This window comes from Mesorhizobium sp. M0016 (assembly GCF_040324035.1).
Classification (GTDB): Bacteria; Pseudomonadota; Alphaproteobacteria; order Rhizobiales; family Rhizobiaceae; genus Mesorhizobium.
The window spans coordinates 123,499-136,494 of sequence record NZ_JAMYVM010000011.1 but is presented as its reverse complement, the minus strand read 5'-3'; the positions used below and the strand labels follow the sequence as shown (position 1 = coordinate 136,494).

The window sequence follows — 12,996 nt, the reverse complement described above, 5'->3', positions numbered from 1 at the left end:
GTTCAAGGCGGGCGCTTTGTTCTATGCCGCAATGCAACCATCTTCGCCCGGCATAGGCGAAACCCGGGATCGAAAGCCAATGAACGACGCAACACCCCCCAACCGCTGCCGCATCGTGCTGATCGCACCCAAGGACGCTCCGGCGCGCCGCATTGCGGCTGCCTTCGACGGCGGTGATATCGCTTCGCTGATCCTGCCTGAAAACGGCATGGACGAGGCTGCCTTCCAGGCTTTTGCAGAACAGATCGTACCGGCCGCGCAAGCGGCCGGCATCGCTGTCATCATCGCCGGCGATACCCGCATTGCCGGCCGTGTCCAGGCCGACGGCATTCATGTCGAGGTTTCCAAGGACGCGCTCGCTGAGACCATCGAACACTTCCAGGGCAAGATGATGGTCGGCGCCGGTGGCGCCAAGACGCGCGACGACGCGCTGGAACTCGGCGAAACCAGGCCCGACTACATCTTCTTCGGCCGCTTCGGCTACGACAACAAGCCCGAGCCGCACCCGCGCAACCTGTCGCTTGGGCAATGGTGGGCGGACGTGATCGAGATCCCTTGCGTCGTTATGGCCGGTTCCGCCATCGCTTCGGTAGAAGCGGTGGCCGCCACTGGCGCCGAGTTCGTGGCGCTGTCCAGCGCCGTTTTTGCCGAAGGCGCCGATCCGAAGGCGGCGATTGCTGCCGCCAATGCGCTGCTCGACGAAACCGCGCCGCGCTTCGAGGGCTGACGTGCGCCGACCTGGACTTCCTCTGGCGGTTCTCGTTGCGGCCTTGATGAGCGGGGCAGCGATCGCGGCGGAGACCGTTCCGCTGCCGCAGCCGAGGCCGGACACCAGCGCGCCCGCCCTCAGCGTGCCGGATGCGGTCGCCCCCGATGCGGGTGCCCCAAAAGCCGGTGCCACGGATTCCGGCGTCCATATCGACAAGCCGATCGACACCCCGCTGCCGCAGCCGGCGACAACCGCGCCGCTGCCGTCGGCCGACGCGATCAACCCCGAACGTTTCGGCGCCAAGCCGGCGGACCCCGCCTATGGCGCTTTCCAGCGCGGCCTTTACAAGACGGCCTACAATCTGGCGTTGGTGCGGGCTCAGAATGGCGACCCGGCGGCGCAAACGCTGGTGGCCGAGATCCTGTCGCGCGGGTTGGGCGTGCCGCTCAACCCAGCGGAAGCCGCCAAATGGTATGCGCAGGCCGCCGAGCAGGGGATTCCTGAATCGCAGTTCCAGTATGCGCTGATGCTGCTCGACGGCCGCTACGTCAAGAAGGACGAGAAGGGAGCTTATGCGCTGATGCAGGCCGCCGCCGAGGCCGGCAACCGGCTGGCGCAGTTCAACTTCGCGCAATTGCTCGTGCAGCAGGATCCTGGCGATGCCGGCATCGCCAGGGCTGTGCCTTATTATGAGCGTGCCGCGGCGACAGGGCTTGCCGACGCCCAGTATGCGATGGCGCAGGTCTATGCCAATGGCGTCGGCGGCAAGACCCGCGACGATGGAAAGGCCCGCAGCTTGCTGGCACAGGCTGCCAGGCAGAACTACGACACCGCGCAGATCGATCTTGCCGCCTGGATGATCGAGGGCCGGGGCGGTGTTCGCGACCTGAAATCCGGCTTCAACTGGATGAAGCAGGCAGCTGAAGGCGGCAATGTCGCTGCCCAGAACCGGTTGGCAAAGCTCTATATGGGCGGCATCGGAACCGACCCCGACCTGATCCTGGCCGGGGCCTGGTATGTGGTCGCCCGCCGCGCCGGCCTTATCGATCCGGAGATGGACGATTTCCTGCAAGGGCTGACCGACGATCAGACAAAGCAAGCCTTGCAGAAGGCCAACCGCCTGCCCTGACACGCAACGTCACTGTGTATGATCCAGCACAACCTTGCCGAAGGGAGAGCCGTGTTCGAGATGGCGAAAGGCCTGCGCTGCCTCTGCCCATGGGAAGACCCGGTCGATCACCGGCCGCAGCCGATTGACGGCGAGCGCCCGGTTCATCGCTTCGAAGGACTCGCGCGAGCCGACCGGTATGCCGCGTGCTTTCACCTGGCGTCGGAAGATGTCGAGCGGATTGATCACCCCTTCGCTGCCGCCGAGATAACCGATGACGTTGATCTGGGCGCCGCGCGCCGACGCCTTGAGCGACTGCGCGAAACTTTGGGGACCACCGACTTCGATGATGTGATCGGCGCCCCGGCCATCGGTCAGCGGCAGCACGGCCGACGACCAGTCCGGATTGTCGCGGTAGTTGATGCCGTGATGCGCGCCGAGCTCTTTGGCCCGGACAAGTTTCTCATCGCTACTCGACGTAACGACGACCCGCGCGCCGGCCGCCTTCGCGAACTGCATGGCAAACAGCGATACGCCGCCCGTGCCGAGGCTGAGCACGGTCTCGCCCGGCTTGAGGTTGCCTTCCGTAAACAAGGCATGCCAAGCGGTGACGGCGGCGCAGGGTAACGTCGCCGCCTCTACGTCGCTGAGATGCGCCGGCGCGATGACAGCCGCCTGTTCGTCCAGCCGGGCGAATTCGCTCAGCAAACCGTCGATAGGGCCACCGCGCTGGTATGAGGGTTCGGCCATGGCGAAGCTGCCGCCGACCCATCGCTGCCAGAACGTGCCGCAGACCCGGTCGCCGACCTTGAAGCGGCTGACCTCGGGGCCAAGCGCCACGACCTTGCCGACGCCGTCGGAAAGCGGCACCAGCGGCAAGGGGAATGTCGTGTGATAGCTGCCGCGCGCGATCTCGACATCGCGGTAGTTGAGCGCCGTCGCCTTGACGCGGACGATCATCTCCTGACGGCCGGGCTCCGGCGTTGGTCGTTCGACCATCTTGAGATTGTCGATGCCGCCCGGCTTCTGCAGTTCGATTGCCTTCATTGTCATTGTCCTTCCGTTTGAAAGGAAAATCGCTTGCCAGGCGGTGGATTTCAAATTCATAATGTTCAGAATGATTATGCTTGCAAAACATCGTTCTGGCTATGCTTGAGGAATTGCGCACGCTCGCCCTGTTTGCCGAGGAGGGCTCGATCCAGAAGGTCGCCCGGCGCCTGCCGCTGACGCAGCCGGCTGTGACACGGCAAATCCAGCGGCTGGAGGACATGCTTGGCACGACGCTGCTCGACCGCCGGCAAAAGCCGCCGCGACTGACGCCGACGGGGCTGGAAGTGCTGGCGCGCGGCCGCGATATCATCGCTTCCGTAGAAGCGCTGAAATCCTTCGCCGGAAAGACCGAGCCGGAAGGACTGTTCCGCCTGGGTCTCGCCCATGGCCTCTCGGACCGCGACATAGCGGGGGCCATCGCCAACGCCGCGGCGGCGTTCCCGAAAGTGTCGCTACGGCTCAAGACCGGCTGGAGCGCCGAACTGATCGATCAATTCGAACGCGGCGAGCTCGATGTGACGATTGTTCTGCGATCGTCGGACAAGCCAGGTCCGGAAGCGCTTGGCACTGAACGTCTTGGCGTCATAGCTGCGTCCACCGTCGCCGATCCGGAAGACGGTGGCCGGACACCCATGCCGTGGGTGCTTAGTCCGGCACCTTGCGACGCGCGCCAGAAACTCATGTCGGTTCTGGTCGGCGGAAGGCGTTGTTTCGAGATCGCGGCGGAGATACAGGATCCGGCCTTGCAGATGGAATGGGTCCGTCGGGGGCACGGCCTTGGGCTAGTGCCGTTGCGTCTTGCAAGGCGCGGACTTCCCGACGGCCTCATGCTGGTCAACACGGAAGATGTCGACCTTTCCTTGCAGGTCGCCGCACTTCGTTCGCCTCATCTCAACCGGCTGACTGAGGCTGCGGATGCCATAGTCGAGGCCGTCGGCAAAGTCATTGCAGCCCAGGTTTGAGGCTACCAGCCCTTGTCGGGCGATCTGGCATCCCTTGCCTCTCCTGCCGATTTGTGGTCTTGGGGGCCCGAAATCGCTTGTCCAGCGACCATCCCCATACCAACGGCCAAGCCGTTGGTAGCATCCCGGATCAATCTCATCATGGCCAAGATCAATGGCAACGAAATCCGTCCCGGCTATGTCATCGAGCACGATGGCGGCCTCTGGGTGGCGGTCAGGACCAACACCGTCAAGCCCGGCAAGGGCGGTGCCTACAACCAGGTCGAACTGAAGAACCTGATCAACGGCACCAAGCTCAACGAGCGCTTCCGCTCGGCCGAGACCGTCGAGCAGATCCGGCTCGACCTGAAGGATTTTTCCTTCCTCTACGCCCAGGACGACGCACTGGTGTTCATGGACACGCAGAGCTACGAGCAGCTCGAGCTGGCGAAGGATTTCGTCGGCGACCGCGCCGCCTTCCTGCAGGACGGCATGATGGTGACGGTCCAGCTCTATGAGGACAGGCCGATCGGCATTTCGCTGCCCGACCAGGTGACGCTGACCATCACCGAGGCCGACCCGGTGGTGAAGGGCCAGACGGCCGCGTCCTCGTACAAGCCGGCGGTCCTGGAAAACGGCATCCGCGTGCTGGTGCCGCCATTCATCGGCGCCGGCGAACGCATCGTCGTCGACACCAACGAACTCACCTACATGCGCCGCGCAGACTGACACGTAGGCAGGAACAGATACGATGGCACGCTCCGCACTTCTCAATGTCATGGTCCAGGCCGCCATGAAGGCCGGCCGCTCGCTGTCGCGCGACTTCGGCGAGGTGCAGAACCTGCAGGTGTCGATGAAGGGACCGGGCGACTATGTCAGCCAAGCCGACCGCAAGGCCGAGGACATCCTGTTTGCCGAACTGTCGAAGGCACGGCCGGGTTATGCCTTCCTGATGGAAGAGCGCGGCATGATCGCAGGGGACGACGACCAGCACCGTTGGATCGTCGACCCGCTCGACGGCACCACCAATTTCCTGCACGGCATTCCGATCTTTTCCATCTCGATCGCGCTGGAGCGACAGGGCCAGTTGGTCGCCGCCGTCATCTACAATCCGGCAATGGATGAGCTCTACACCGCCGAGCGCGGCGGCGGCGCCTTCATGAACGATCGCCGGCTGCGCGTTGCCGGCCGCAGCAAGCTCACCGACTGCGTCATCGGCTGCGGCGTGCCGCATCTCGGCCGCGGCCAGCACGGCAATTTCCTCGTCGAGTTGCGCAATGTGATGGCCGAGGTCTCGGGCGTGCGCCGCCTGGGTTCCGCCGCGCTCGATCTCGCTTATGTCGCCGCAGGCCGCATGGACGGCTTTTGGGAAACCGGCCTGTCGGCCTGGGACATTGCCGCCGGCCTGCTGTTGATCCGCGAGGCCGGTGGCTTCGTCTCCGACATGGATGGCGGCCAGGATATGCTCGAGGCGGGTTCGCTCGTCGCTGGCAACGAGGTCATCCAGCGCGCGCTGCTCAAGGCCGTGAAGAAGCCGCTTTCGGCGCGCTGATCACTTGGCATGCCGGCGCGGCGCGCTGAAGCGCCGCAGTCGCAAAACCGCAATCAAAGCTTGAAATACTGCCCGGCGGCCGCCCAGATAAGGGTGACGCAGGATTTTTATGACGAGCATACCTTCACTATCCTCGCGAGAAGCGCAGCCAGACCAGCCAATTGAAATCCCTTTTGTCGGGCGTTGGCACTACTCGCGTGCGGAGATGATCGCCGATGGCATCGTCCATGCGGTCGGCATCGTGCTGGCGATAGCAGCCGGCTCGGCGTTGCTGGCGCTGGCCGCCTTCCATGCCGGTCCCGGCGAATACATCGCCGCCGCCTTCTTCGTGGTGTCGCTGCTGACTGTGCTGTCGATTTCGCTGACCTACAATCTGTGGCCGGTGACGTCGCCGGCGAAGTGGATCTTGCGGCGCTTCGATCATGCGGCGATCTACCTCCTGATCGCCGCGACCTACACGCCCTTTCTGGCCCAGCTCGACGGCTCGCCGCTGGCGCTGCCGATGATTGTCCTTGTCTGGACCGCTGCTTTGACCGGCATTGCCATGAAAGTGTTCCTGCCCGGCCGCTTTGATCGTCTGGCCATTGTCTTCTATCTCGCCATCGGCTGGAGCGGCGTCGTCCTGGTCAAGCCGCTGGTGGCGACGTTGCCGACGACTTCAATCGCGCTGATTGTCGCCGGCGGCATCGTGTACTCCTGCGGCGTCATCTTCTTCGCCTGGAAACGCCTGCGCTTCCACAATGCCCTCTGGCACGGCTTTGTCGTCACCGGCGCCGGGCTGCATCTTGCCGCCATGGTCGACTGCCTGGTCGTCAACCGCCTCTGAACGGCGTGGTGCGGCCCGACAGTCGGGCAATATTGCCAAGCGCCATTCAATTTGGTCACAATTCCGTTTAGAGTCGCGAATTACGTGATCGGCGGCAATGGAGCGGTTCCAGGGAAGTATGAGCGGCTTCCCGTTCGGAATTGCGTCAAGGCAAATAGAGCATCGGAAACGGGGCACGGATGGCTTTTCTCAGATCCTTCGGCGTGGGCAGGCGTTCTGATGTCCTGATGTACGATCCGCACAAACTGTCGAGCCCGCAGGTCTTCCTCCTGACCATGGTCATCTTCCTGGTCATCGTCGCCTTCATCGCCGCCATCCTCACCCGCCAGATCTCGACCGCTTTCGGGAGCAATCCCGGCCTCAACGGCCTGATCGTCGGCGTCCTTGTGGTCGGCATCCTGCTCGCCTTCGCCCAGGTCGGACGACTGTTTCGCGAAGTGCGCTGGGTCAATTCCTTCCGCGCCGGTTCCGAAACCACCGAGCCGGTGCTGCTGGCGCCGATGAAGGCGATGATCGGCCGCTCCTCGACGGTGGCCTTCTCGACGTCTTCGATGCGCACCATGCTGGATTCGATCGCCACCCGCCTCGACGAAAGCCGCGACACGTCGCGCTATCTTGTCGGCCTGCTGGTGTTCCTCGGTTTGCTCGGCACCTTCTGGGGCCTGCTCAACACCATCGGCTCGATCCGCGAAACCATCGAATCGCTCGATCCCGGCACCGGCGACGCCGCCGCGGTGCTCGATTCGCTGAAGCAGGGGCTGTCGGCACCGCTGGCCGGCATGGGCACGGCCTTTTCGTCCTCGCTGTTCGGTCTTTCCGGGTCGCTGGTGCTAGGCTTCCTCGACCTGCAGGCCGGCCGCGCCCAGACCCGTTTCTATACCGAGCTGGAAAACTGGCTCTCCTCGGTCACCGATCTCTCCTCCGACATCGCCGTCGCCGACCCGGCCAAGACTGAATCCTCCGACGAGATCCGGGTCCTGTCGGAACGGCTGCGCAGCATGCAGGAAAGCGGCGGCGGCTCCAATCCGCGCGTCGCCACCGCCATGGCCAATCTCGCCGACGGCATTTCCGGCCTGGTCAAGAACATGCGCTCCGAGCAGCAGATCATGCGCGACTGGGTCGAGGCCCAGTCGGACGAGCAGAAGGCGATGCGCAACACGCTGGAAAAGATCGCCGACGCGCTGAAGAAACCCGGGGTCCACTAGCATGGCTCTCGCCAGGGGCCGGCGCACCGATCGCCGGATCGACTATTGGCCGGGCTTCGTCGACGCGCTGTCGACGCTGCTGCTCGCCATCATGTTCCTGCTCACCGTTTTCGTGCTGGCGCAGTTCCTGCTCGGACGCGAACTCTCCGGCAAGGATACGGCGCTCACGCGCCTCAACTCGCAGATCAACGAACTGACGCAGTTGCTGGCGCTGGAGCGCTCGAGCGCGCAGGACAAGGACGATTCGCTGGCCAATCTGCAGGCGTCGCTGTCGGCCGCCGAAGCTGAGAAGAGCCGGCTCGAGCAGCTGCTGGCGCAAGGTGCCGGCGCCGGCGACGCCGCCACCCAGCGCGCCGCGGAACTCGGCGGCGAACTCGACAGCCAGCGCCAGATCAGCCAGCAGGCGCTGAGCCAGGTCGAGATCCTCAACCAGCAGATCGCGGCGCTGCGCAAGCAGATCGGCGCGCTCGAGGATGCCCTCAACGTCTCTGAAACGCGCGACCGCGATTCCAACACCAAGATCGCCGATCTCGGCCGTCGGCTCAACGTCGCGCTGGCGCAGCGCGTGCAGGAGCTGAACCGCTATCGCTCCGACTTCTTCGGCCGCCTGCGCGAAATCCTCGCCGACCGCGAGAACATCCGCATCGTCGGCGACCGCTTCGTCTTCCAGTCGGAAGTTCTGTTCCCGACCGGGTCGGAAGTGATCAACGATGCCGGCAAAGTCGAGATGAAGAAGCTCGCCGATGCCATCATCGAGTTGCAAAAGGAAATCCCGCCCGAGATCAACTGGGTGCTGCGCGTCGACGGCCACACCGACAACAAGCCGCTGTCCGGCGCCGGCCGCTATCGCGACAATTGGGAATTGTCGACGGCGCGTTCGACCTCGGTGGTCAAGTTCCTGATCGAGAACGGCGTGCCCGCCAACCGGCTGGTTGCGGCCGGCTTCGGCGAATTCCAGCCGCTCGACCCCGCCGACACCGAAGACGCCCGCAACAAGAACCGACGCATTGAACTGAAGCTCACCGAACGGTGATTTTCAGTCACGCGAAATTGTTTGCCGGCTCAACTCTAGGGCGCAACGCCAGGTCGGCAAGGCCTGAAAACATTATCTTTCTTTAATTACACTTCGCGTTTCCGGGCTCCTACTTTGACGCGCAGGGCCGAGAACCACCGGCGATGCCTCCCATCGCGACGCGACGGAACCGGACGGCCCGCTTCCGGAAGGCGGAGCGAAAGCGCTTGCCCCTTCCACAGCAGGAGGAGACGCACATCATGCGCTCTTTGAAGACTCTCAGGACCGCAACCCTCACGACACTTCTGATCACTGTTCCACTCGCCGGCGCCTATGCCGCCGGACATCACAAGGGCGCCCTCGACGCCAGCGACCCGACCGACATGACCGGTCCGCGCGTGACCGGCCTGATCGAGCAGGTGCGGGGCGTCGAACAGGGCATCACGGATGCGCGCGAAACGAAGGGCATCTCGACCTCGGAAGCGCGGTGGCTGCATCTGCGTGCGGCGCATATCGGCCAGGCCGCCGAACGGGTCGCCGCTTCGGACCATGGCCGGATCCCGGCCGCGCAATATCACGATCTGCTGCGCCGCCTCGACAATGTCGATCTGAGGCTGATGTCCGACACCGGCAGCGGCTTCATGATCGGTGATGGCTCCGACGGCGGGAATTATCCGAACGGCTGAGATCCGCTCTGATATCTCCAGGAATGAGGAAGGGACTGTCTGACGCCCCCGGATCTGGCTCCGAGGGCGTTTTTTTGTCACCAGCCCAGCCACAGCGCAGCGAGGGCCAGCACCGCCGGCACGGTCTGAATATAGAGGATCTTCCGGCTGGCAGTCGCCGCGCCATAGAGGCCGGCGACGGCGATGCAAAGCAGGAAGAACACCTTGATCTGGAATCCCGCCGCCCCGAGATAGAGGCCCCAGATCAGCCCGGCGGCAAGGAAGCCGTTGTAGAGCCCCTGATTGGCGGCGAGCACCTTCGATGCGCTGGCGAAGTCCGGCTTGAGGTTGAACGCCCTGTGCCCGCGCGGTGTGTCCCACGCCACCATCTCCAGATAGACGATAAAGAGGTGGATCAGTGCCACCAGCCCGACCAGGATATTGCCGATCATCTTAGTCTCCCCTCCATGGCGGTGTTCCACCGTCAGCCAGCATTCCACGCACCAGCTCACCGGCGCAAGCTGCATCGGCGATAGCCACCTTTGAGGGTTGCCAATCCTGGCGCGTTGGTATCTTTTCCCGCCGTCCAAAACGCGGAACCTGCCATGTCCTTTCACAAGCTCGATGATCTCGGCCACAAGCTCGAAGCGCTGGAACATGCGCTCGCTATCCTCGGCGCCGACGAGGCGACCCACATGGCCGTCGGCGGCGGCGAGAAGCGCGCCGAAGCGATGTCTTCCCTTGCCGGCATGCTGCATATCAGGGCTACCGCGCCGGAGATCGCCGACTGGCTCGCCGCTGCAGAAGCTGAAGCGCTCAACGAGGAGCAGCAGGCGGCGGTCCGCGAACTGCGTCGCCAATACACGAACCTGACCTGCCTGCCGGTCGAATTCGTTGAGCGCCAGACGGTGGCGCGTATGCGCTCGGAGCAGCTCTGGCGCGATCTGCGCGCCAAGAATGACTGGGCAGGCTTCCTGCCGGCGCTCGAAAGTGTCATCGCGCTGGTGCGCGAGGAAGCCGCTTTGCGCGCCGACGCGCTCGGCCTCGATCCCTACGACGCACTGATGGAGCAATACGATCCTGGCAACCGGGCCGCCGACATCACGCCGGTCTTCACCGAGCTGAAGACATTCCTGAAGGGCTTCGTGCCGGAAGCGCTGGCCGTACAGGAAGCGCGACTGGCCAAGCGCCCGCTGAAGCCGCTCTCCGGCAGCTATGCGATCGACCGGCAGCGCGAGCTTGGCCTTGCCATGATGGCTTCGGTCGGCTTCGACCTCACCCATGGCTCGCTGTCGGTGTCGCACCATCCTTTCTGCGGCGGTGTGCCGAGCGACGTGCGCATCACCACCCGCTACAAGACGTCCGACTTCCTGTCGGCGCTGATGGGCGTGCTGCATGAGACCGGCCATGCGCTCTACGAGCAGAACCTGCCGAAGGCCTGGGCGCACTGGCCGCTCGGCAAGGCCCGCGGCATGGCGGTGCATGAAAGCCAGAGCCTGTTCGTCGAGAAGCAGATCGGCCGCAACCCCGAATTCTGGCGCTGGGCGCTGCCGGTGGTGGAAAAGCATCTCGGCGAGGCCTGGTCGCTGGACGACATCCTGCCGCATGTGCACCGGGTCGAGCGCGGCCTGATCCGCGTCGACGCCGACGAGGTCACCTACCCGCTGCATGTCATCCTGCGCTACGAGTTGGAGCAGGAGCTGGTCTCGGGGCGGCTGCAGGCGGCCGACCTGCCCGAAGCGTGGGACGCCAAGATACGGGAGTATCTTGGCCTTTCGACCATCGACAACCCAGCCGACGGACCGATGCAGGACGTGCATTGGCCAGGCGCCGCCTTCGGCTATTTCCCGTCCTATACGCTGGGCGCCATGATGGCGGCGCAGCAATGGGCTGCGCTGACGCGCGACCATCCTTCAGCCGACAGCGATCTCGCCAGGGGCAATTTCGCCGCCATCAATGACTGGCGCCGCGACAATATCTGGTCGCAGGGATCGCGCTGGTCGACGCCCGAACTGCTTGAGCGCGCCACGGGCGAGAAACTGAATGCCGCGCATTTCACCGAGCATCTCCGCAAGCGGTATGGTCCCGCCTGATTGCGGGTTGCTACTCCGCGGCACCCCTGAAGGCGCTTGCTCCGGTTTCGAACTGCAGCTTGGCCAGCCTTGCATAGATGCCGCCCTTGGCGACCAGGCTCTGGTGCGTGCCTTCCTCGACGATGCGGCCGCCATCCATGACCAGGATGCGGTCGGCCTTCAGCACGGTCGCCAGCCGGTGGGCGATGACGATGGTGGTGCGGCCCTGCATCAGCCGTTCCAGCGCCGTCTGCACCAGCGTTTCGCTTTCGGCGTCGAGCGCCGACGTGGCTTCGTCGAGCAGCAGGATCGGCGCGTCGCGCAGGATGGCGCGGGCGATCGCCACGCGCTGACGTTGGCCGCCGGACAAGGTGACGCCGCGCTCGCCGACCTGGCTATCGTAGCCCTTGTCGAGCCTGAGGATGAACTCGTCGGCCAGCGCGTCCCCGGCGGCGGCCTCGATCTCGGCATTCGTCGCGCCCGGCCTGCCAAAGCCGATATTGTCGCGCGCGCTTGCCGCAAAGATGGTGACATCCTGCGGCACGATCGCAATGCGCTCCCGCACTTCAGCCGGATCGGCTTCGCGCACGTCGACGCCGTCAATGGCGATGCGGCCGGTTTCGGGATCGTAGAAGCGCAGAATCAGCGAAAAGACGGTGCTCTTTCCGGCGCCCGACGGGCCGACGATCGCCACCGTCTCGCCCGGCTTGACCTGAAAACTCAAGCCGTGGACGGCGGCACGGTCCGGCCTTGCCGGGTAGGAGAAGGAGACGTCGTCGAAGCTGATCGCGCCTGTCGCCTTGGCGGGCAGCGGCAGCGGATTGGCCGGCGGTTGAATCGCCGGCGTCTCGTCGAGTATCTCGGTCAGCCTTTCGGCCGCACCCGCCGCCTGGGCAAGCTCGCCCCAGACTTCCGACAGTGCGCCCAGCGCGCCTGCGGCAAACACGGAGTAAAGCAGGAACTGGCCGAGCGTACCGGGCGACATCGTGCCGGCAAGCACGTCACGCGAGCCGAACCACAACACCGCCACGACCGAGGAAAAGATCATGAAGATGGCAAAGAAGGTGAGCAGCGAGCGGGAGAAGATCGACGAGCGCGCCGCTTGGAAGGCGGCTTCCACCGCGGCCGAGAACCGCCCGGTGACCAGCGTCTCGTTGGTGAACGCCTGCAGCGTGCGCACCGCGCCGATCTGCTCGCTGGCATAGGCGGTCGCTTGCGCCAGCGTATCCTGCGCCTGCCGTGACCGGCGCCTCACCGAACGGCCGAACGCGACCAGCGGCAGCACGATGAGCGGAATGGCCGCGATCACTAGGCCCGACAGTTTCGGGCTGGTGACGACCATCATCGCCACCGCGCCAAGGCCGAGGATGACGTTGCGCAACGCCACGGAGGCGGTGGCGCCGACGGCGGATTTCACCTGCGTGGTGTCGGCGGCAAGCCGCGAGACGATCTCGCCCGACTGGGCGGTGTCGAAGAAGGACGGCGAAAGCGTCGTGACATGCGAAAACACGTCGCTGCGGATGTCGGCAACGACCCGCTCGCCGAGCGTGATGACGAAGTAGTAGCGTCCGGCCGATGCCGCCGCCAGAATGGCTGCCATCGCCACCAAAGCGGCGAAATATTCGGCGATGAAGACGGTGCCGGAAGCGCTGAAACCGTGGTCGATCATGCGCCGCACGGCCAGCGGCAGCGCCAGGGTCGTCGCTGCGGCGATGGCGAGCGAAATGAGGGCGCCTATGACCAGTTTGCGGTAGCGGAATATGTAGGGATATAGGCGCCTGAGCGGCCCGAGCGAGCGCCTGCGCCCGTCTTGCTCGCCACTGATGTCCGCCATGACCGTTTCCTCTGGCCGCTCC

At 64.7% G+C, this 12,996-nt stretch carries 13 protein-coding genes; 10 read left to right on the top strand and 3 right to left on the bottom strand.

Annotated elements, in window-relative coordinates:
- Nucleotides 1-79: 79 nt before the first annotated feature.
- Together NKJ88_RS17725 and NKJ88_RS17720 are read left to right on the top strand one after the other, a co-directional pair.
- Nucleotides 80-727 (top strand): thiamine phosphate synthase, encoded by a 648-nt coding sequence (locus NKJ88_RS17725; protein ID WP_352444876.1) that lies wholly within the window; start codon nucleotides 80-82, stop codon nucleotides 725-727.
- Between the two features lie 46 nt (nucleotides 728-773).
- Nucleotides 774-1,838: a tetratricopeptide repeat protein gene (locus tag NKJ88_RS17720; protein ID WP_352444874.1), complete on the top strand. Its 1,065-nt coding sequence runs from the start codon at nucleotides 774-776 to the stop codon at nucleotides 1,836-1,838.
- A gap of 9 nt (nucleotides 1,839-1,847) precedes the next feature.
- Here NKJ88_RS17720 and NKJ88_RS17715 read toward each other — a convergent pair whose 3' ends face one another.
- Nucleotides 1,848-2,864, bottom strand: a complete 1,017-nt coding sequence (locus tag NKJ88_RS17715) for a zinc-dependent alcohol dehydrogenase family protein (protein WP_352444872.1) — start codon at nucleotides 2,862-2,864, stop codon at nucleotides 1,848-1,850.
- Nucleotides 2,865-2,944: 80 nt separating this feature from the next.
- Here NKJ88_RS17715 and NKJ88_RS17710 point away from each other — a divergent pair, with 80 nt between their 5' ends.
- The 7 genes from NKJ88_RS17710 to NKJ88_RS17680 all read left to right on the top strand — a co-directional run bounded on the left by NKJ88_RS17710 (nucleotide 2,945) and on the right by NKJ88_RS17680 (nucleotide 9,089).
- Nucleotides 2,945-3,829: a LysR family transcriptional regulator gene (locus tag NKJ88_RS17710; protein ID WP_352444870.1), complete on the top strand. Its 885-nt coding sequence runs from the start codon at nucleotides 2,945-2,947 to the stop codon at nucleotides 3,827-3,829.
- A 141-nt stretch (nucleotides 3,830-3,970) separates the two neighbouring features.
- A complete protein-coding gene (gene efp, locus NKJ88_RS17705; protein ID WP_023668757.1) occupies nucleotides 3,971-4,537 on the top strand; it encodes an elongation factor P in 567 nt (188 codons plus the stop codon).
- 22 nt (nucleotides 4,538-4,559) lie between these two features.
- Nucleotides 4,560-5,360, top strand: a complete 801-nt coding sequence (locus NKJ88_RS17700) for an inositol monophosphatase family protein (protein WP_023684166.1) — start codon at nucleotides 4,560-4,562, stop codon at nucleotides 5,358-5,360.
- Nucleotides 5,361-5,469: 109 nt separating this feature from the next.
- Complete coding sequence (trhA, locus tag NKJ88_RS17695) at nucleotides 5,470-6,186, top strand: PAQR family membrane homeostasis protein TrhA (protein ID WP_023700276.1); 717 nt, start codon at nucleotides 5,470-5,472, stop codon at nucleotides 6,184-6,186.
- 179 nt (nucleotides 6,187-6,365) lie between these two features.
- Nucleotides 6,366-7,391: a MotA/TolQ/ExbB proton channel family protein gene (locus tag NKJ88_RS17690; RefSeq protein ID WP_023668754.1), complete on the top strand. Its 1,026-nt coding sequence runs from the start codon at nucleotides 6,366-6,368 to the stop codon at nucleotides 7,389-7,391.
- A gap of 1 nt (nucleotide 7,392) precedes the next feature.
- The gene (locus NKJ88_RS17685) at nucleotides 7,393-8,424 is read left to right on the top strand and encodes a peptidoglycan -binding protein (RefSeq protein WP_023684164.1); all 1,032 of its coding nucleotides are present in this window, start codon (nucleotides 7,393-7,395) and stop codon (nucleotides 8,422-8,424) included.
- A 239-nt stretch (nucleotides 8,425-8,663) separates the two neighbouring features.
- Nucleotides 8,664-9,089: a hypothetical protein gene (locus tag NKJ88_RS17680; protein ID WP_352444867.1), complete on the top strand. Its 426-nt coding sequence runs from the start codon at nucleotides 8,664-8,666 to the stop codon at nucleotides 9,087-9,089.
- A 77-nt stretch (nucleotides 9,090-9,166) separates the two neighbouring features.
- On the opposite strand, the gene NKJ88_RS17675 is transcribed toward NKJ88_RS17680, so the two are convergent.
- Nucleotides 9,167-9,520, bottom strand: a complete 354-nt coding sequence (locus NKJ88_RS17675) for a DUF1304 domain-containing protein (RefSeq protein ID WP_023668751.1) — start codon at nucleotides 9,518-9,520, stop codon at nucleotides 9,167-9,169.
- Nucleotides 9,521-9,673: 153 nt separating this feature from the next.
- On the opposite strand from NKJ88_RS17675, the gene NKJ88_RS17670 reads away from it, so the two are divergent.
- Nucleotides 9,674-11,161: a carboxypeptidase M32 gene (locus NKJ88_RS17670; protein WP_352444865.1), complete on the top strand. Its 1,488-nt coding sequence runs from the start codon at nucleotides 9,674-9,676 to the stop codon at nucleotides 11,159-11,161.
- Between the two features lie 10 nt (nucleotides 11,162-11,171).
- Here NKJ88_RS17670 and NKJ88_RS17665 read toward each other — a convergent pair whose 3' ends face one another.
- A complete protein-coding gene (locus tag NKJ88_RS17665) occupies nucleotides 11,172-12,974 on the bottom strand; it encodes an ABC transporter transmembrane domain-containing protein (RefSeq protein WP_352444864.1) in 1,803 nt (600 codons plus the stop codon).
- Nucleotides 12,975-12,996: the final 22 nt, after the last annotated feature.